The sequence below is a fragment of the [Mannheimia] succiniciproducens MBEL55E genome, assembly GCF_000007745.1.
GTDB lineage: Bacteria > Pseudomonadota > Gammaproteobacteria > Enterobacterales > Pasteurellaceae > Basfia > Basfia succiniciproducens.
In genome coordinates, this window is sequence record NC_006300.1 from 773,117 (window position 1) to 793,347 (window position 20,231).

The window sequence follows — 20,231 nt, forward strand, 5'->3', positions numbered from 1 at the left end:
CTTTTTTATAGAGCCAAATATGGAATCTGTCGCTATCTTGCTGGCAATCGTTTACTATTTATTTTTATCGAGTAAAATATCCCCCTATTTTTAATCTCGAGGGGATTCTATGTCTTTAGAAAAACGTTTCGAACTGATTGAACGCGGTTCAACGGTTCGTCAAGAAATTATTGCCGGCTTAACGACTTTTTTAGCGATGGTTTATTCCATTATTGTTGTACCCGGAATGTTAAGCAAAGCGGGCTTTCCGGCAGAAAGCGTATTTATAGCAACTTGTTTGGTTTCGGGGTTAGGCTCGATTCTGATTGGCTTTTGGGCGAATGCGCCAATGGCAATAGGTTGTGCGATTTCATTAACGGCGTTTACCGCATTCAGCCTTGTGCTAGGGCAGCAGGTGAGCATTCCGGTGGCACTTGGCGCGGTTTTCCTGATGGGGGCGGTATTTACTTTAATTTCCGCTACCGGAATTCGGGCATGGATTTTACGTAATCTTCCCGCCAGCATAGCACAGGGTGCGGGGATTGGTATCGGTTTATTTTTATTACTCATTGCGGCAAACGGTGTCGGCGCAGTGGTAAGTAATCAAGCCGGATTGCCGGTTAAGTTTGGTGAATTTACCTCTTTTCCGGTGATGATGTCGCTAATCGGGCTTGCATTTATTATAGGTTTAGAAAAATTACAAATTAAAGGCGCCATTCTTTGGGTGATTATAGCCATTACGATAGTCGGATTGATTTTTGATCCGAATGTCACTTTTGGCGGTGAAGTCTTTAAAATGCCGAGTTTCGGCGAACAGTCTTTATTTGCTGCGCTTGATATTCAAGGCGCCCTGCAACCGGCAATTTTGCCAGTGGTTTTCGCTTTGGTAATGACTGCGGTGTTTGATGCGACAGGTACCATTCGCGCAGTTGCCGGGCAGGCAAATTTATTGGATAAAGACGGGCAAATTATTAACGGCGGTAAAGCATTGACCGCAGACTCCGTGAGCAGTTTGTTCTCAGGGTTATTTGGTACGGCACCTGCGGCGGTTTATATTGAATCGGCGGCAGGTACGGCGGCAGGCGGTAAAACGGGGATTACAGCGATAGTTGTAGGCGTATTGTTCCTACTTATGCTGTTTTTCCAACCGCTTGCAACTTTGGTGCCGGGCTATGCAACCGCACCGGCCTTAATGTATGTAGGTTTATTAATGTTAAGTAATGTAAGCAAATTAGACTTCGATGACTTTGTCGGCGCGATGTCTGGATTAATTTGTGCGGTATTTATTGTCTTAACGGCGAATATTGTAACCGGCATTATGCTGGGATTTGCAGCATTGGTTATCGGTCGTATTGTTTCCGGTGAAATGAAAAAATTAAATGTTGGAACTGTGTTAATTGCTCTTGCATTAGTCGCATTCTACGCATTTGGTTGGGCAATTTAATCAATTAGAAGGAAAAAACATGAAATTATTAGCAAAATTAGGTGCAGCAGCGTTATTAGCCTTTACTTTAGCGGCTTGTAGTGATCCGGCTGCGGATCTGAAAAAATTACAGGCATGGGATAGAGACAATGCAGCGGCTCAGCAACAAATTCAAGCCGAGTTGCAACAGGCTTTATCAACGGTTAAAGAGCCGAGCGAACTTGAGCCCGTATTAGCTTCATATAAAGCTAAAGTTCAGGATTTAGTAAAAAGTCTGGATCAATTAGATATTAAAAGTAATGAAATTAAAGCGTTGAAAGAAAAAACTAAAGCGGTATTCTTAGAATCTCAAGACGTTACCGCGGATAGCTTAAAAGTATTAGTTGTTTCCCGTACGGAAGAAACCGTTAACGCATTAAAAGCAAAAACCGAAGCATTGAATAAAAATGTGGAAGAGTTAATGAAATTACAAAATGATTTACAGGCTAAGTTTGGTGATAAAACTGCAGAGACAAAACCGGCCGAACAAGCTCCGGCTCAACCGGCTGAACAAGCTCCTGCACAACCGGCACAACAACCGGCTGAACAAGCCGCACCAGCGCAACCTGCTAAATAATTTAGTGTTATGGTAAGGCGGGATTTATTCCGCCGCTTGTAAATTTATCAATAGAGGCCTCCTTATACAGGAGGTTTTTTTATATAAGCTTAACAGTCAAAAACTTTGAAAAAACCGACCGCACTTTTAAGTTGATCGCCGTAAAAAATCAATGGAGTACGGTTACGTAACCACGGCGGAACATTCAAATTCTGCCACACCTTTTTAATATCCTGATTTACGCCGTTTTTATGTAGTTTTACCTTACCGGAATAAGCAAAACGGATTTCAATAGGTTGCTTACAGGGCGGTAATTGAACCTGATAATGGCGCCAGCTAAAGACAAAGCACCCGCTTTGTTCCCGTAACGAAATATGGCCTAATCCGTCAGGTAGCGGGACGGTTTGTGAAATTTTCAGCGGTACGGCGACATCGGTTAAGTCGGCAAAATCCGCCGTTAAATAAAGTTTTTGCTGATAACGGCGAATAACCTGATTTGCTAATTTAAATTGCGGTATGGCATCCGGTTTAGCAAAAATAACATCCCGAATAAGTTGTTCCAACTGCTTTTGGCTTGGCATGGCAAGTTGCAAGCGGGCTAACCACAGGCGAAGCAGTGCTTTTTGTTTGATATAAGAATAACGGTCAAAAAGTTTGACGGATAAAGTGCGGTCGTTTTTTTCAAAGATTTTTTGAAATTCATCTTCAAGTAATTCGTTTACCAATTGAGTTTGTTCAAAACAATGTTGAGCCGCCCGATAAACCGCCTGATCAAAATGCGCCCAGCGGGTTTTCATTTTCGGCAGGATAATATTGCGCAGAAAATTGCGATCATAGCTGTTGTCTTCATTGCTTTCGTCTTCAATCCAATTAATCTTTTGAGATTTTACGTAATCTTCCAGTTGTGCGCGGGTAAATTGTAATAACGGGCGAAAAATCGGCAAGTTAAATACAACGCTTTCTTTTTGCATGGCGCTTAGCCCCTGCACACCGCTTCCTCGTTTCAACGCAAGCAGAAAGGTTTCCGTCTGATCATTTAGATGATGGGCGGTGGCAAGTACTTCATCGATGTTTAAATGGTTCGCTATGGCGTGATAACGCGCTTCTCTGGCGCCCGCTTCAATGCCGTTGCTTTTATCTACCCGAACCTTTTCGACAATCAGCGGAATGGAAAATTGCCGGCAGATATTTTCACAATGCAACGCCCATTTATCCGCATTGGGGCTTAGCCCGTGATGAATATGGATGGCACGAAACTGAAAGTGCGGTCGATTTTCTTGAAGTTTTTTGCATAAGGCGAGTAGTGCGGTGGAATCCAAGCCGCCGCTGAATGCGATAAGTATTTTTTGTTGATAAATTTGCTGTTGAAATTGATTAAAAATATCCGACATGATTCATTCGCTTTGTTTGAAGAATTTTAAGTATAAGATATTCTTCAAAAAAGAAAAGAGCCATAACCGGCTCTTTCGTTCAAAAAAATAATCAGGCGATTTTCACGGCTTTAACGGAACTGACCGGGTTTACAATCAGTTTGCGGGCGGCAATAAGTTGAAGTTCATAGCTGTTTAATTCAAACGTTGTTTTCATAACTTCATTAACGGCGTTTGCCATGTGTTCAAATGCCTCGAGATCCGATTTTCCATTGACCTTATTGGCAAGGAATAACCCCGCGGTTAAATCGCCTACGCCGACAGGTTCTTTTGCAAAGGTATAAAGCGGTCGTGTTAAATGCCAAATACCTTCATCATTTGCTAATAACATTTCAAATTTATCGGCATATTTACCTACTTTACTTAAATGTTTAATCAGCACTGTTTTCGGGCCTTTTGCTCTGATCACTTTAACCGCTTCGATCGCTTGCTCAAAATTTTCTACCGGTAACCCGCTGATTTCCCGTAATTCGACGAGGTTAGGAGTGAGAATATCCGCATGAGAAACCGCAAGATTAATTAAACCTTCTTTTACGCCGTCTGCAACAATGCAGCCTTTATCCGGATGGCCCATAACAGGATCACAAAGATATAACGCCTGTGGGTTAAGGGATTTTACTTTTTCAACCGCTTTAATAATTTCATCTACTTGTTCGGCGGAACCCAAATAACCGGATACGACCGCATTACAGTTTTTTAACTCACCGATTTCATCAATGCCGCGAATAATTTCACCGATTTGTTCTTTGGGGATGACCATTCCCGTCCATTTTCCATATTGAGTATGGTTTGAGAATTGAACCGTATTTAACGCCCATACATCCACTCCCATTAATTGCATTGGAAAGGTAGCCGATTTGTTTCCTGCATAGCCAAAAACTACATGTGATTGAATCGAGAGAACGTTTTTCACTTATTTTTACCTCATTAATCAGAATAGGGTCTGTTTATAAAAGATAAATAGCCCCTAATATCTTTCGAAAATTTTACTTGCAAGACGCTAAAAAATTCATATAATAGCGGCTCATTCAATTTGTGCCGACTTAGCTCAGTAGGTAGAGCAACTGACTTGTAATCAGTAGGTCATCAGTTCGATTCCGATAGTCGGCACCACTTCTCAAACAAGCGTCTAAATTATCTTAATCGTTTTCATAAATCAATAGAATTCTGATTTCCTTTCGTTTCCTATGCAATTTATTTTTGCGACCAAAGGGCTTTCGGTTCTATGATAAAAGACCTCTTTACCGGGAGTAAAGAGGCCGTAAGTAAAGAATTATTTTGTTTTTTGCGTGCTAACGAGCCGGGTTGCTCCATTGCAGAAAGACTCCCCAGTTAAAATCGGTTTCGCTAAGCCGGTATTGCTCTTTGAGGTTCGGACCGCAGGAATTGGAACCGATTCCACTCATTTTATAATCAAGGCATAGAATATCCCAAGGCGATTCTTTCAGCTCATAATTATGGGCTTTGGTGGTCAGTTCTTCCTGACTATAAGGCAATAAATTAAAACTGAAAGGCTGATCGGCGCTGACATGCAGACTGTTCAGGGTTATGTACCGGCTACCGTAGTGACTGCCGTTTTCCTGAGGTTTGAGATAATCCACATAGTTGTCCGTTGCATTGAGAGGATAAATCCCCAGTTTTGCCAGATGATGTTTATCCACATAACTTTCCTGCGGGCCATAGCCAAAATATTGTCCTTGGGTTTGACCTTTAGGTAGAAAGAAACGAAGACCGAAGCGAGGTAGGTAGGGTAAGTGCTCAGGACGGGTTGCCCGGAGGCTGATTTTCATTTGACCATCGGCGCCTAGCAGATAGTTTACCGCTAAGTTCAGAATCCGCCCCTGAGACACTGCCAGCAGAGCTAAATTCGCTTGAATCAGTATTCCTTCGTTTTTCTCTATCCAGTTGATTTGGTAAGCTCTGCTATAGGTTTTATCATAGCCTGCTTGTTGCCAGCTTTGGCGGATCAGTCGATCATTATCAAGAGGCGCTCGCCAGATATTAAAATCCAGAGGTTGTTCGATAAGATTTTGTTCCCGATAAGTAATTCGGGAGAAAATTCCCTTATTCTTATCCAGTTCATAGCTAAAATCGCCTTGGCAAATCTTCAATGTTTGAGCGGTATCCTGAATTTTAAAATGTCCGGTTTTATTTTTAAAGATTTGAGCGGGTAGGGCACCTTGTTTGAAAATAATTAATTGATCGAAACCTAGGAGATGGTTTTTGCTTAGCAGATCCGTCGGTTGAGTTAAAACATAGTCCAAATTCAGCCAACAGAGATTGCCGTTATCGGCAGGTAGGGCTATATCCAATACTTGGATCTGATGAGGGGCGCAATCAATCTGTAATTCGCTTTGATTAATCACTTTTCCGTTTTCACTAAAACTGTAACGAATGGTCAGAATTTCCTTGAGATTGGTAAAATCCAGGTAATTTTTAATATAAACTTTTCCTTGTTCTAACCAAGCACGAACCGGACGATTGACATTTTTTAATTCCAATAAGTTGGTATGGGGAATTCGATCGGGCGAGACCAATCCGTCCACGCAGAAATTGCCGTCGTGAGGGCTTTCGCCAAAATCGCCGCCATAACCGAAATGTTCCGGTTTATCATCTCTATAAGGGGCGTGATCACACCATTCCCAGACAAAGCCGCCGCAGGATCCCGGATGACGGTGGAAAGCTTGAAAGTAGTCTTCAGCATCTCCATTAGAATTACCCATAGCGTGGCTGTATTCGCAGAGCATGAAGGGTTTAAGGTTTGCCGGATTGGCGAAATAGGCATCCAGATCTTCTGTTGCAGCATACATTTCGCTGTAGAAATCAAGATTGGATAAGTCATTCCGATGGGCGGAATGCTGGTAGATAGAGCTTTCATAATGAACCAAACGGCCGGGATCACGTGATTTAACCCAGGCGGCACAAGCCTCAAAGTTTTCTCCGTAACCGCTTTCGTTACCCAGCGACCAGATTATAACCGAGGTTCGGTTTTTATCCCGTTCGACATTTGCATAAGTTCTGTCCAACAAAGCTTCTTTGAATTGCGGATCTCGAGCAAAATAGCAAAGATTATCAATATTATCCTGTCGAATGCGTTCATGTTCATAGCTATTCTTAACGTTAAGAAAGATACTTGGTTCGGTCTGTCTAACTGCCAGCATGGAAGAACCGTGACTTTCAATATCGCTTTCGCCGATTAAATAGAAACCGTACCGATCACAAAGTTCACTAAACCAGGGGGCATTAGGATAGTGGGCTGTTCGGATAGCGTTAATATTATGGGCTTTCATCAGTTGCAGATCTCGGACAGCCTGAGTGCGGCTGATATGATAGCCGGTGACGGGATCGCTGTCATGACGATTAACTCCGCGGAATTTAATAGGTTGTCCGTTAAATAAAAGAATGCCGTTTTCTATTTGAATACGGCGGAAGCCTAATCGCTGAACAATTTGTTCTTGTCCATAAGACATTATAAGAGTATAAAGGCGAGGATTTTCGGCATTCCAGGTTTCCGGATTATCAAAAGAGATTTCAAATTTGTCGGTTTGTTGTTGAATTAACAGCTTCCCGCTTGGATCATAAAGGGCATAATCTATATTCTGATTATTCTCCAGGAATTTAGTTTCCACTTTAATTTGCGCATTATTAAGATTCGGAGAAAGGTCGGTGCGGATAAAAAAGTCTTGAAGGTAATTTGCTTCTCGTTCTAAGATATAAACATCTCTGAAAATACCGGACATGCGGAATTTATCCTGATCTTCCAGATAAGAACCGTCACACCATTTAAGAACTACTACGAAAATTTCATTGTTGCCCGCTTGCACAAAATCCGTAATATCAAATTCATTAGTAGAGTGGCTGATTTGCCCGTAGCCTACGAAAGTTTGATTAATATAGACATAAAGGCAACTATCTACCCCTTCGAAATTGAGCAGATAATGTTTATTTTCTTTCTTATTCAACTCAAATGTCCGCCGATAGATTCCGCATGGATTATTCTGAGGAACATAAGGTGGATCAAAAGGGAAAGGATAGTTGATGTTAGTATAATGGTGCCGATCATATCCTTGGGTCTGCCAATTTGAGGGTACAGGGATTTTTGCTTCGAAATTCACTTCATTTGGCGATTCCGGCAATTCTTGAGGGCTGAGATAGTAGCGGAAATCCCAGTAACCGTTCAGGCTTAAATAAAAAAGCGATTGCTCAGGCTCAAAATTTTCCCATTTTTGACCGCACTTTTGCGGAATAAAATAGGCGTGATGAGGAGTCGTATTAATATGCAAGGCTTGAGGGTCTTCAAAATAACGATGGATAAACATAATTCCTCCTGATTATGATTGAGACGATAAGGATTTGCCGGTAAGTGTAAAAACCGAAAGCAGGGTGAATCCGGCGGCAATGCAGCCTAGAATTAGGTAAGTATCTTGGAAACCATAGGTATCGTACCAAGCGCCTACCAAAGGGGATACCAGCATATTGCCGATCTGTTTGGCAAAGTGGCAGGCTACCAGATAAATGGTCGCAGAAAAATGTACTTCAAACACATTAGCAATGTATTTAAATAGTCCTACTAGGTAAAAAGGAACTTCAAACATATGCAGAGTTTTTAAAACTACCACATGCCAGGCCTCGATTGCATAGGAAGAGCCGATGATCCGCACGCTCATAATGGTTCCCGCAATAAGCAGAGCATTTTTAGCACCGATACGGTTAATGATAAGGGGAACAAAGAACATAATCAGGGCGTTTAACAATTCACCGGCAGTGGTTACATAACCAAACATTTTGATTCCTTGTTCGTGCGATTCAAAAAAGGTATTAAAAAAATTACCGAATTGTTGGTCGAAGATGTCGTAAACACAGGCAATTCCCATTACATAAGCCAGAAGCGCCCAGAATTTCGGTAGTTTGAGGAGAGCGAATGCCTGTCTGAGGTTAACCGGATTTTTATTAGCCCCTAATTTCTCCGCGATTTGCACAGTGCTGGTTTGTTCCGGCTTAGCTAGGGCTATCAAAAGTAAAAGGATTAGAGAGGCTATAGAACCAAGCCAAAAGACCAGATTAGGATTGGTAGCGTAAAGGACTCCGGCTATGGAGGCGCAAATAGCCCAGCCGAACATTCCGAACATTCTGACCCGCCCGTATTCAAATTTACTACGACGGCTGACCCGCTCAATATAAGCTTCCGAAGCCGGTGCTCCCGCCTGGAAAACAAAGCCGATATAGGCGCCGCCAACCAAGGAACCTAACCAAACATTCACTTTAAGCAACGGTGCAAAAATATAGATAAAAAAAGGTGCATAGATTAAAAGGCTTATACCTAATACCCAGAGGAGATGTTTTTTCAATCCCAATTTATCTGACACATAGCCAAAAACAGGCTGAAAGCAAAGGGCAAAGAAAGACATCATAGCAAATACTGTGCCTCGATCTTCTCCCGACAGACCGTTAATATCTCCCAACCAAATGCCTAAGAAGGGATAACATGTGGCCATAATAAAGAAATAGACGAAAAAGTAACCGCTAAAGATCCAATAGTTACGGTTGTTCAAATAAAAATTTTGATTTGAAGGAACCGCATTTATCTTATTTTGGCTTGTCATAAGCACTCCTTATCAAGGATTTTAATGTGGAAAATAGGGAGATGAAAAAAATAATCTATCCCCTCTTTATTTAAAATGTTAACGTTAGCATTTTAATAAAACAAATATTTTTAGCTTAAAATGTGAAGTAGATCATAAAATTTAACGTTAACATTTTAAATTTGTGATCGATGTCACAAAAAATAGTGTTAAGGTTAACAAATTAAACAAAAAGAAGATATTATGGGATTGTTATTTCAATAGGAGTGCTTATGGTATCACTTAAAGATGTAGCGAAAGAAGCGGGTGTTTCTCTGATGACTGTTTCCCGGGCTCTTAAGAGTCCTGATAAACTATCACCTAAGACTTATAAGGTGGTCAAAGAAGTAATTGATCGTCTGGGTTATGTTCCTAATTTAGCCGCCCAGCATATCAGGGGAGTAGCGGCTAATACTATCGGCGTTTTGTCTTTAGGAACGGCTACTACTCCTTTTTCTGTGGAAATCCTTTTGGGAATTGAGCAGACCGTCCGCCAACACGGCTGGAATTCTTTTGTTATTAATACGTTTGAAAATGATTCTCAGGCTATGGAAGATGCAGTAGAACAGATGCTTTCTCATCGCCCCAGCGCAATCATTATTGCCCGTAACGGGCTTAAGAATGTCTCTATTCCTGAAAAATTACGGAGCTTTCCTTTAGTTCTGGCAAATTGTCAAACTCAGGATATGGCTGTCGCCGCTTATATTCCCGATGATTATCAGGGACAGCGAGTAGTGGTTGACAGAATTGTTGCTAAGGGATATCAACGTCCTCTTTTTCTCCATATTCCAAAGAATTATATTGCGACCGCCAAGCGTCGTCAGGCATTTGAAGATGCCTGGGCGAATCACTCCGGTCAGAAACCTGTACAGTTCTTTATGAGAAGAGACGGAGAGGACTATTTTGAAGGCGCTCAGCCCCTGATAGATTATCTGGAGAAGCCGGATCCTCTGCCTTTTGATGTGATTATCTGCGGTAATGATCGGATTGCGCTGGTTGCTTACCAGCTTTTGCTTGCTAAGGGCTATCGAATTCCTGAAGATGTGGCCGTCTGCGCTTATGATAATATGGTCGGGATAGCTCAACTCTTTATTCCTCCCCTAACTACGGTTGAGCTTCCTCATTACCAAATGGGGCAAGAGGCGGCTCTTCATCTGATCGAGGGGCGGAAGGATAGAGATATTCATCAGCTTCCTTGCCCGCTGATTGAAGGGGAATCTTGTTAGACCGGCAGTGAAAGAGCTGTAATTTTAGGATGAAGCGGGAAATATTTTTTATGCTTTAATTTTTTATGTACTTGCAACAAAAAACGCCAAATAAAAATTTGGCGTTTTTTATCTCATTAATAACGGTTATTTTGCCGCTTTTAATTCTTGATAATATTTTTCGTAAAGTTCAACTGCTTCACCAACATCTTCTTGCCAATTTGCCGTTCTTAAAAGTTCAGCAGTCGGATATATTGCCGGATCTTCCGTGATTTCTTTAGGTAATACTTTTTTGGCTTCCACGTTAGCGGTCGGATAGCCGATCGCTAAGGTTAATTTTTCAGCCGCTTTTGCACCTAACAAGTAGTTAATTAGTTTATGCGCGCCATCCGGGTTTTTAGATGTGGCTGGAATAGCTAAATTATCAACCCAAAGTACCGGACCTTCTTTCGGGAAGATCATATCGATGCTGCCCGGTTGTTCTTTCTTCGCAATACGAACGGAGCCGTTCCATAATTGACCGACTTCCACTTCGCCTGAGATAAATGCGTTGGCCGGGTTATCGGAATTAAAGGAGAGAACGTTCGGACGTAATTTCAATAATTCTTCGTAAGCCGCTTTAATTTCCGCCGGATCCTGAGTATTCGGGTTTTTGCCTAATTTTAATAATGCGATGTTAAATACTTCTCGGGCATCATCAAGCAATTGTACTTTACCGGCAAATTCAGGTTTCCATAAATCACCCCAAGAGGTAAAGTCCGAACCTTTGTAAGTTTGCGTATTGTATGCAATACCAGGCGCACCTAATAACTGCGGTAGCGAATATTTGTTATTTGGGTCATAAGATTTGTTTAACCAATCGGGATCTAATTCTTGAATAACAGGAAGTTTGCTGTGATCTAATTCTTTTAGCATACCTTCACGCGCCATTTTTGACACAAAGTAGTTTGATGGTGCGATGATATCGTAGCCGCCGTCAGCTCCTTGTGTTTTTAATTTAGCATATAGAGTTTCGTTGGATTCTAAGCTTGAAACGATAACTTTAATACCGGTTTCTTTAGTGAAATCATCTAATAAACCGTCCGGAACATATTCCGACCAGGTATAAAGATAAACAGTTCCGTTATCTTTTGCCGTCTCAGGTGCATTTGCGTCCGCACTTTTGCTTTCTTTGTCATTACAACCAGTCACGGCAACTGCGATTAAGCCAGCTGCAAAAAGACCTGCTAATTTTTTCATTGAGTTTGCTCCCGTTGAGAGTGAATAAAAAATCTGTCCTTGATAATTCCAAGACATAAAAAAAAACGCCTGACTTTAGGCTATAACAAGCTTTGGGTCAGGGCGTATTTTATTGATAAATAGCTTCTTTGTGAAGTAATTATTTATTATTTAGCTCTTATCTTTTTTGCCGATAATTTGTCCGAGCAGAACAAGCAATAAAGATAATACAATCATAATAGTCGCTAAGGCGTTAACTTCAGGCGTAACTCCTGTTTTCACCAATGAGAAAATCTTCAACGGCAGAATTTCATAACTCACACCGCTTACAAAAGATGAAACTACTACATCATCCATTGAAATGGTGAAACTTAACAACCAACCGGAAATAATTGCCGGCAAAGCCAGCGGGAAAATAATTTTACGCAAAATCGTTACTTCGCTGGCACCTAGGTCTCTTGCGGCTTCCAACATCCGCAGGTCGAAACCTTTTAAGCGGGAGAACACGCTGACTACAACGTAAGGTAAACAAAATGTAATATGCGCTAATAATAATGACCAGAAACCTAAGGAGATTCCGATGATCATAAATAACGCCAATAATGATACCGCCATTACGATATCAGGCGACATCATGGTAACGAATAACATTCCGCTTACCGCTTGTTTACCGCGGAAGCGATAGCGATATAAAGCAATTGCGGTCATTGAGCCTATAATTGTGGCAAATGTTGCGGCAAAAAACGCAATAGTCACAGAATGCACGGCGGCTTGAATTAAGGTATCGTTATTAGCAAGACGTTCATACCAGGCAAAGCTAAAACCTTTCCAGCTTAGACCGTAACGGTCCGCATTGAAGGAGTTACCAACCAGAATGATAATAGGGATGTACAAATAAGCGTACACCACTAACATAAAAATATTACGTAGTACACGACTCATTATTCCAACTCCACTTTCTTATTCAATAATTTATTTGCTTTATAATAAACAAATATTAATAACGCCATTAATATGGTTAATCCGATACTGATTGCCGAACCGAACGGCCAGTTACGGGAAATTAAGAATTCACTCTTAATTACGTTACCCACTAATAATACTTTTGCACCGCCTAATAGATCCGCAACGTAGAACATTCCCATTGCCGGCAGTAACACCAACAAACAACCGGAAACAATACCCGGCATGGTTAACGGAATAATGATTTTGATAAAACGCTGAATACCGTTAGCACCTAAATCTTTTGCCGCTTCAAGTAAACGCAAGTCTAATTTTTCAATAGCGGAGTAGAGCGGTAAAATCATAAAAGGCAACAGCAAATAAACTAAGCCGATAATGACAGCAACTTCCGTATTAAGAATACGGATCGGTTCGTCGATAATACCGGTGAATAAGAGAAATTCATTCAGAATTCCTTTTACACCGAGGAATACTTTCATACCGTAAATACGGATAAGTGAATTCGTCCAAAACGGTAATACTAATAGGAATAACAAAATTGGTCGGTATTTCGGATTGAGTTTCGCCATAAAAAAGGCGAAAGGGTAGCCGATAAGTAAACAAATCACGGTTGCGATACCGGACATATACAAAGAGTTCCATACTACCGTGCCGTATAAAGGCTCAAACAGACGGGCATAGTTCTCAAAGGTAAACGGTAAAGCATAAAAATTGCTACTGTCTTTACTTAGGAAACTGACGATAAGTACCAAGAAATTAGGTACGAACATAAAGAAAATCAGCCAAGCGAAGATAACAGCAACGGTAGAATTTTGGAATTTACGCGTTGTCATTTTCATCGTTCAATACCACTTCCCATTTTTCAATCCAAGTTACACCTACGCGTTGGTCTAATGAGTGATCAATGTTCGGATCATCTTCATTAAAGAATTCGCTTACTAATACAAGTTTGTTATTGTGTTCCAGCTCAACGGTTGACTCTAAAGTCATTCCTTTGTAGTTACGCTCACGAATATGCCCGATGATGGCGCTTGACTGCTCATTTTCATCAAGTTCTTCCAATTGAACGTCTTCCGGGCGTAATAATACTTTCAGTTTTTGTCCTTCTTTTACCGCTAAATCCGTATAAATATCGCAAACACGTCCTTCTACATTAGCGCGAACGCGTTTTTCATCAACACGATTTAATACTTGCGCATCAAAGATATTGATTTCGCCAATGAATTTCGCCACAAATAAATTGCTCGGTTCTTCATAGATTTCGCGCGGTGAACCGTCTTGTTCAATATTACCTTTACGTAACACGATAATACGATCGGACATAGTTAACGCTTCTTCTTGGTCATGGGTTACAAAAATGAAGGTAATGCCTAATTTACGTTGTAATGCTTTCAATTCGTTTTGCATTTGTTTACGTAATTTGTAGTCCAGTGCGGATAATGATTCGTCCAGTAATAGTACTTTCGGTTTATTTACCACCGCGCGCGCGATAGCAATACGTTGTTGCTGACCACCGGATAATTGAGTCGGTTTACGATCCGCCATTTCTTCCAATTGAACCATGCGCAAAGCTTCCAATACGCGAGGCTTAATTTCTTCGTTCGGCACTTTTTGCATACGCAAACCAAAAGCGACGTTTTCGAAAATAGTCATGTGGGGGAATAGTGCATAGCTTTGGAAAACCGTATTTACCGGGCGATGTTCAGCCGGCAAATCAGTCACATCCTCGCCATCAAGGATAATCTGACCACCATTGGCTTCTTCAAAGCCGGCAATCAAACGTAATACCGTCGTTTTACCGCAACCCGAAGGGCCTAAAATAGTTAAAAATTCACCATTGTTAATGGTTAAATTAAAATTATCAATGATCGTATTTTCGTTATACGATTTTTTGAGAGAACGCAGTTCAATAATTGGTTTGCTTTGAACAATATTTTCCACTAGCTTTGGTTTTCCCCTGATTAACTAAAAATCTTAGTTTTGAGTAGAAATAAACATCTATAAAAATGATATAGACACCGATAATAAAGTAAGGGCTAATGATAAAGGTAATGGTTGATAAATTAAAGTTTTTTTATCTAAAAAAGCGAAATTTTGTTTTTATTTTTTTATTTGTTGGAAAGATGAAATTAGAACCGAATTATTTTTTATTAAAAAATTGTTTCAATAATGCTTAAAGTCTGCAATCGTAAGGTAAATATCTGTTAAAAACAAAGAGATAAAACTTGCGTTCTGTCAAAAAACTTAGAAATTCCGACTAAAAAATAGGTATTTATTGTCATACATCAAAATATTAAATGTTGAACGCTATAGACTTGACTGCGTCCGAATTATATAAGGAAAAGGCGGAATTTACGCTTGAATTCAAGAATTTGCCTTATTTCTTTATTTTTAGAAGAAATTATTATGCAATATAACGAACAACTTTTAGAACGTTTTTTTAATTATGTCTCTCTTGACACTCAATCTAAGCCCGGTGCCAAGACCTCTCCGAGTACACAGGGGCAGCTTAAATTGGCTAAGATTTTAGAGCAGGAATTATATAGCTTAGGTTTAGATGAAATTGAAGTGAGCAAGCATGGCATTGTGACGGCATTGTTGCCCGGCAATATTGAAAATTCACCCACAATCGGCTTAATTGCGCATTTGGATACCTCGCCGCAATGCAGTGGAAAAAATGTGAAACCGGAAGTTATTGAAAACTATCGCGGCGGTGATATTGCATTGGGGCTCGGCGATGAATTTATCAGCCCTGTCACTTTTACTTTTCTGCATAAATTGGTCGGTAAAACGTTAATCGTTACGGACGGCACAACCTTATTAGGCGCTGATAACAAAGCCGGAATTGCGGAAATTATGACCGCACTTTCACAATTAAAGGAAAGTTCGGTACCTCGTTGTCACATTCGCGTCGCTTTTACACCCGATGAAGAAATCGGATTGGGAATGAAATTTTTTCCCATAGAAAAATTCTCTTGCGATTGGGCATACACTATTGACGGTGGCGCAGTTGGCGAATTGGAATATGAAAATTTCAATGCCGCAGGCGCTACGGTGACGATTTTCGGACGTGCGATTCATCCCGGCTCGGCAAAAGATAAAATGGTGAACGCATTGACGCTTGCCTGTGAATTTCAACAAGGTTTTCCGACCGATGAAGTACCGGAGAAAACAGAAGAAAAACAAGGTTTTTTTCATTTGAATTCGTTTCACGGCGATATCGAGAAAGTGGAATTGCACTATTTAATCCGGGATTTTGATAAACAAGCTTTTACCCAACGCAAAGCGTTTTTAGAAAAATGGGTTGATGAGTTTAATTGTCGGAAACAATTGAAAGAGCCGGTAAAAGTAACGATCACAGACAATTACTACAATATGTATGATACCGTAAGCAAAGTACCGCAATCCATTGAGTTGGCGGATTCCGCTATGAAAGCTTGCGGTATTGTACCTATTCATCAACCTATTCGGGGCGGTACCGACGGTGCTTGGTTAGCGGAAAAAGGGCTGGCTTGTCCGAATATTTTTACCGGCGGTTATAATTTCCATAGTAAGCACGAATTAATTACCCTGGAGGGTATGTGTAGTGCGGTAGACGTTATTATGAAAATTGCTCAATTAGCGGTGAAATAATCCGGCTGAAAATTTGGAAAAAAATGACCGCACTTTTTTGATTTATTCTACCAATCAAAAGTGCGGTCATTTTTTCAGGATTTTTAGTTTTGTTCCGGCAATACGGCGGAATTCCATGTTTTGGCTTCAACCGGTTTTTTTATTTGTAGTAAGAAACGCTGATTTGCCGCTGCTTGCGGTTGAATCACGGTGCCGGACGGCGTAGAGAATGAAATCCCGCCTTTTAGTAACTGTTGCACCGTACCTGTATTTACTTCAATACCGGACCAACCTACGCCCGCGCTATAACCGGATGAAATCCAGAACTCGGAGTTTTTGCGTACTAAATGCCGGTATTTATTGGCAATAAGCAGATGAATCAGCACGCGATCGCCTAACTCATTGAGTTCCATACGATTAATTTTGCCCACTTCTACACCGCGATAGTAAATCGGCGAACCCGTCGTAATATTTAACGCATCCGACGCTTCTAAAATAATCGGGAAACCATTGTTATATTTGTTATCGGTATTGTTGTTATTTTTAATTGCGAAGGTCGTTTTATATTTTCCTTTGCCCGCATCAATATCAATATAAGGCTGCAATAAACTGTCCAGATTCTCGATGCCGCCGGCAGAAATCTGCGGTGAAATAATTCGGAATTCGGAACCTTCTTTGGCAACCAGGTTCATATAATTCGGGTTCATTAAGGCTTTTACGACCACTTGATTTTTATTTTGATCCAAATTAATGCTTTCCAGTTGCCCTACTTCCAGTCCCATATAACGCAATGCCATGCCTTTAGTTAAGTTGGTGGCGTTATCCGCGGTTAAGGTAATGACCTGCCCCGCCGATTTTGCTCTTAGTTCGTTGGCATAAAGGGTTTTATTATTGTTGCCGCCGCTGTTATCAAAACTGATGGCACCTTTTAAAACGCGCCCCAGCGGGCTCGTCTGAATGCTGATTCCGCGCGCGGTAATGTCCACTTGAGAAGCGCTTTCCACCCAAAATAAACTGTTTTTAGTGAGTAAATGACGATATTTAGGATAAATGGCGACATCCACATCAAAACTGTTTTTTAACGGACGAATATCCAACACTTTACCCACTTCATATTGACGATAAAGTACTAAAGAACCTTTGCCGATATTCGGCAAATTTTGCGCATTCAGCGTTATTGTCGGCGTTAGAGTCGAACTTGTTATTCCTGCTTCGGCACTGCTTAAATCTTTGTAAATAGGGTAAGAAGAAAGGGCGCTGCCTTTATTCTTATTTGCAATTAAGCGAATCCCGCCTTGCAACCATTTATCAGGGCTTGCCGCTTCAACCCGAAGTCCGTCAATGCCTAAAGAAATATCTAAATTCGATGCGGCGACGAATTGACTATCACCATAAATTAAATGACGGTATTTGCCGGCTATTGCCGCCTGATATTCGACGCCTTGCTCGTTAAGCGTCTGTTTTACAATTTCGCCAATCGGAAGATTGTTGTAGAAGATTTGCTGGCCTTCCGCAATACCGTAGGTTTCCGGCGCCGTTAAAGTGAATACTAAGGTATCCGCCTGTTTTAACAGTAAATCGCTTTCTTTATAAACCTGAAATTCCCGCTGCGGTTCGCCTGAACCGGGAATAATTTCAAAAAACTGACCGCGCAACATGTCCGGCAGTTTCTCTAATGTCGCCAAATTCATTTTTGGCGTACGCAATATAATATTGGTATTGGTTCGTAATTCGTTGGATATATTGGGATCAAGAAGCAATGTTCCGCTTATTTTTGCATGCGTGATATCTTCGTTATCTAATTTGGCAAGGGTTCCTACCTGTAGATTATTATAAAAAACTTCGGTTTTTCCTGCTTTTAAACCTGCCTGATTTTGTAAAGTGATTTTCACTTCAATGCCGCGTTGTGCGGCTTGTAATGTGGGATAAAGGGTAAATTGTTGATCTTGTTTCGCTTTCGGGCTGTTATCCGGCGAGTCAAAGGTAATTGCACCCTGCACAATGGCATTGAGGCTGTCCATATTAACGGTTATGCCGGACGGGCCTACATTTGCATTGATACCGCTGATATTCCAAAAGCGCGTATCCTGTTTAATTAAATTAGCATAGGCTTTATCAATAACGACCTGAATTTCAACTTTCTTTTGATCCGGGGTAAAACGGTAATCATAAATTTTACCTACCGGCATTTTTTTATAATAAACGGACGCGCCTTCAGAGATTGATCCTAAATCGTCGGCAAGCAAATGAATTAATAAATCGCCGTCGCTGACTTGAGCGATAGGGCCGGTTTCTTCGGCGATAAAGTCATCTTTATAATTTCCGTCACCCGGTTGGAGGCTGATATAGTTACCGGAAATTAAGGTATCCAAACCGGATATCCCCGCCAGTGAGGCGCTTGGCTGGACCAGCCAGAACTTGGTATTTTCGCGCAATACGTTTTTTGCTTCAGGGTAAATACTTGCTTGGACTTCCACTTTTTTTAGATCATCGGTGAAGTTAACTTTTTTTACGATACCGATTTGTAATCCTTGATAACGAACCTGAGTTTTATTCGCTACTAAACCGTCACCGGTCGTGAAGGTTATGCGAATGGTTTCGCCCTGTTCCTTGATGATCTGAAAGAATAATAACGCACCGATACATAAGGCGATGATAGGGAGCAACCAAAAAGGTGAAATACGCTTATCCTGTTTAATTTTAGCCGCTTGAACGTTATTTTCGGCGTTGATTTTAACTCGGTTATTTGCTTGGTTGTTTGTCATAAATATTCCAAAGTAAACGGGTATCAAAGAATGTGGTTGAAAGCATCGTAAGGAAAACGGCGATGCCAAAATAAAGTGCTGCAGGTCCTACCGAAAAATTAATAATTTGTCCTCTGGTAACTAACGACATCATTAAGGACAGCACGAATAAATCAAGCATAGACCAACGTCCGACAAAATGAACGATATGAAATAAACTCATTTGCCATTTTATCGAATGTTTCCATTGGAAATGAATGCTTAATAATAAATAAATCATGATAAATACTTTACTGACCGGCACAAAAATACTGGCAAAGAATACCACAAATGCAACAAAATAACTGCCCATACCGATAAAGGTGATAACACCGGACATCAGCGTATCGCCGGTGGCGACATTATTCATAATGGTGTAGGAAATAGGAAAAATATTTGCGGGGAAAAGCATAATAATCCCGGCAATTAATGTCGCCCAGGTATTTTGCAGATTGACGTAAGACGGCGTATCCAGCCGGCTATGGCAACGGGGACAAATGGTATGTGATTTTCGATCAAATGCCGAATGCTCAAAGGTATATTCGCAAGTACGGCAAAAGTGCGGTGGATTTTCCGGCGAAATTTTTATTAGATGTTGATTTTGCGGATAAAAATCGTTCCATAATTCTTTCGGATTAATTTTAATAAAAAGTAATGTAGTCAGTAGCGAGGTCAGAACAAAGGCAATTAAATAAATATCAATATGAATGGTGGCGTAATCCCTCACTTTAAAGGCGCTGACACCAAGAGCCACAAGATAAACGTCGAACATTACCCAGGGTTTGATATAGCCTAAAGCAAATAATAAATTCCGGGGTTTTTGATGAGTTAGTTTAGCCAGGTACAGTAAAATAACTAATAGGGCAAAGCTGACGGGCAGAAATACCGCACAAATAAACACTAAAAAAGCCGTGTAGGGATAACCTTCCGTCGCCATTTTCCATACGCCGCCCCAAACGGAAGCATCAACGGTTATACCTAATAAATCTACGCTTAACAATGGGTAAGTGAGGGCAAAGGGCATTAAGATCAGGATTGAAATAGCGATAATGGCACAACGGCGTAAACGCCAGCGGTCTTGTGATTTCAGCACATTATGACAACGCGGACATTCCGCCTGCTGGGATTTTTTCAACTCGGAAAGGGCAACTAACGCATTGCAATCGTTACAACGAACGATGGATGCGTTTTGAGATGCCGATAGTGAAGAAGCCTTTGCCATATTATCTCGTTTTTGTTTAAGGGGCGGATATTTTATACCGTATTTGCTCATCAATAAAAGAAAAAAGGGAAAAGTGCGGTCAATTTTCGGCAATTTTTGAAAAATTCCCCCGGCATATGTGATTATTAATTGTCATTCATTCAGAAAGTAAGCTAAAATGCTCGGGATTATTTTTTCATA

14 protein-coding genes and 1 tRNA gene are annotated in these 20,231 nt (G+C 40.8%); 5 read left to right on the forward strand and 10 right to left on the reverse strand.

Annotated features, from left to right (window positions below; translation table 11 throughout):
• Window positions 1-109 precede the first annotated feature (109 nt).
• Together MS_RS03710 and MS_RS03715 are read left to right on the forward strand one after the other, a co-directional pair.
• The gene (locus MS_RS03710; protein WP_011199981.1) at window positions 110-1,423 is read left to right on the forward strand and encodes an NCS2 family permease; all 1,314 of its coding nucleotides are present in this window, start codon (window positions 110-112) and stop codon (window positions 1,421-1,423) included.
• A 19-nt stretch (window positions 1,424-1,442) separates the two neighbouring features.
• Window positions 1,443-2,018: a hypothetical protein gene (locus MS_RS03715; RefSeq protein WP_041639626.1), complete on the forward strand. Its 576-nt coding sequence runs from the start codon at window positions 1,443-1,445 to the stop codon at window positions 2,016-2,018.
• Between the two features lie 89 nt (window positions 2,019-2,107).
• Here the strand turns inward: MS_RS03715 and tilS are convergent, their stop codons facing one another.
• Entirely contained in the window at window positions 2,108-3,388 is a 1,281-nt protein-coding gene (gene tilS / locus MS_RS03720) for a tRNA lysidine(34) synthetase TilS (protein WP_011199983.1), read from the reverse strand.
• Window positions 3,389-3,479: 91 nt separating this feature from the next.
• Window positions 3,480-4,340: a pyridoxal kinase PdxY gene (pdxY, locus tag MS_RS03725; RefSeq protein ID WP_011199984.1), complete on the reverse strand. Its 861-nt coding sequence runs from the start codon at window positions 4,338-4,340 to the stop codon at window positions 3,480-3,482.
• Window positions 4,341-4,464: 124 nt separating this feature from the next.
• Here pdxY and MS_RS03730 point away from each other — a divergent pair.
• Window positions 4,465-4,540, forward strand: a tRNA-Thr gene (locus MS_RS03730).
• Window positions 4,541-4,719: 179 nt separating this feature from the next.
• On the opposite strand, the gene MS_RS03735 is transcribed toward MS_RS03730, so the two are convergent.
• Together MS_RS03735 and MS_RS03740 are read right to left on the reverse strand one after the other, a co-directional pair.
• A complete protein-coding gene (locus MS_RS03735; protein ID WP_011199985.1) occupies window positions 4,720-7,746 on the reverse strand; it encodes a glycoside hydrolase family 2 TIM barrel-domain containing protein in 3,027 nt (1,008 codons plus the stop codon).
• 12 nt (window positions 7,747-7,758) lie between these two features.
• Window positions 7,759-9,030: an MFS transporter gene (locus MS_RS03740; RefSeq protein WP_050738253.1), complete on the reverse strand. Its 1,272-nt coding sequence runs from the start codon at window positions 9,028-9,030 to the stop codon at window positions 7,759-7,761.
• 251 nt (window positions 9,031-9,281) lie between these two features.
• Here MS_RS03740 and MS_RS03745 point away from each other — a divergent pair, with 251 nt between their 5' ends.
• A complete protein-coding gene (locus MS_RS03745) occupies window positions 9,282-10,274 on the forward strand; it encodes a LacI family DNA-binding transcriptional regulator (protein ID WP_041639627.1) in 993 nt (330 codons plus the stop codon).
• A 126-nt stretch (window positions 10,275-10,400) separates the two neighbouring features.
• Here MS_RS03745 and MS_RS03750 read toward each other — a convergent pair whose 3' ends face one another.
• From MS_RS03750 to potA, 4 genes are all read right to left on the reverse strand, one after another.
• A complete protein-coding gene (locus MS_RS03750) occupies window positions 10,401-11,492 on the reverse strand; it encodes an extracellular solute-binding protein (protein ID WP_041639629.1) in 1,092 nt (363 codons plus the stop codon).
• A 150-nt stretch (window positions 11,493-11,642) separates the two neighbouring features.
• Window positions 11,643-12,413, reverse strand: a complete 771-nt coding sequence (potC, locus tag MS_RS03755; protein ID WP_011199989.1) for a spermidine/putrescine ABC transporter permease PotC — start codon at window positions 12,411-12,413, stop codon at window positions 11,643-11,645.
• A complete protein-coding gene (gene potB, locus MS_RS03760; protein ID WP_011199990.1) occupies window positions 12,413-13,273 on the reverse strand; it encodes a spermidine/putrescine ABC transporter permease PotB in 861 nt (286 codons plus the stop codon). Before potB ends, potC begins: the two co-directional genes overlap by 1 nt.
• Window positions 13,254-14,375: a spermidine/putrescine ABC transporter ATP-binding protein PotA gene (potA, locus tag MS_RS03765; protein ID WP_011199991.1), complete on the reverse strand. Its 1,122-nt coding sequence runs from the start codon at window positions 14,373-14,375 to the stop codon at window positions 13,254-13,256. The genes potB and potA overlap by 20 nt, the downstream gene beginning before the upstream one ends.
• A gap of 465 nt (window positions 14,376-14,840) precedes the next feature.
• Between potA and pepT the strand changes: the two genes are divergently transcribed.
• Window positions 14,841-16,067, forward strand: coding sequence for a peptidase T (pepT, locus tag MS_RS03770; protein ID WP_011199994.1), 1,227 nt, complete (start codon window positions 14,841-14,843; stop codon window positions 16,065-16,067).
• 83 nt (window positions 16,068-16,150) lie between these two features.
• Here pepT and MS_RS03775 read toward each other — a convergent pair whose 3' ends face one another.
• Together MS_RS03775 and MS_RS03780 are read right to left on the reverse strand one after the other, a co-directional pair.
• Window positions 16,151-18,811 (reverse strand): PqiB family protein, encoded by a 2,661-nt coding sequence (locus MS_RS03775; RefSeq protein WP_041639630.1) that lies wholly within the window; start codon window positions 18,809-18,811, stop codon window positions 16,151-16,153.
• Window positions 18,789-20,051, reverse strand: a complete 1,263-nt coding sequence (locus MS_RS03780; protein ID WP_041640160.1) for a paraquat-inducible protein A — start codon at window positions 20,049-20,051, stop codon at window positions 18,789-18,791. Before MS_RS03780 ends, MS_RS03775 begins: the two co-directional genes overlap by 23 nt.
• Between the last annotated feature and the right edge of the window lie 180 nt (window positions 20,052-20,231).

Coding starts and splice junctions, on each gene's coding strand:
- MS_RS03710 (WP_011199981.1), top strand. CDS start 110: ATGTCTTTAGAAAAACGTTTCGAACTGATTGAACGCGGTTCAACGGTT.
- MS_RS03715 (WP_041639626.1), top strand. CDS start 1,443: ATGAAATTATTAGCAAAATTAGGTGCAGCAGCGTTATTAGCCTTTACT.
- tilS (WP_011199983.1), bottom strand. CDS start 3,388: ATGTCGGATATTTTTAATCAATTTCAACAGCAAATTTATCAACAAAAA.
- MS_RS03735 (WP_011199985.1), bottom strand. CDS start 7,746: ATGTTTATCCATCGTTATTTTGAAGACCCTCAAGCCTTGCATATTAAT.
- MS_RS03740 (WP_050738253.1), bottom strand. CDS start 9,030: ATGACAAGCCAAAATAAGATAAATGCGGTTCCTTCAAATCAAAATTTT.
- MS_RS03745 (WP_041639627.1), top strand. CDS start 9,282: ATGGTATCACTTAAAGATGTAGCGAAAGAAGCGGGTGTTTCTCTGATG.
- MS_RS03750 (WP_041639629.1), bottom strand. CDS start 11,492: ATGAAAAAATTAGCAGGTCTTTTTGCAGCTGGCTTAATCGCAGTTGCC.
- potC (WP_011199989.1), bottom strand. CDS start 12,413: ATGAGTCGTGTACTACGTAATATTTTTATGTTAGTGGTGTACGCTTAT.
- potB (WP_011199990.1), bottom strand. CDS start 13,273: ATGAAAATGACAACGCGTAAATTCCAAAATTCTACCGTTGCTGTTATC.
- pepT (WP_011199994.1), top strand. CDS start 14,841: ATGCAATATAACGAACAACTTTTAGAACGTTTTTTTAATTATGTCTCT.
- MS_RS03775 (WP_041639630.1), bottom strand. CDS start 18,811: ATGACAAACAACCAAGCAAATAACCGAGTTAAAATCAACGCCGAAAAT.
- MS_RS03780 (WP_041640160.1), bottom strand. CDS start 20,051: ATGGCAAAGGCTTCTTCACTATCGGCATCTCAAAACGCATCCATCGTT.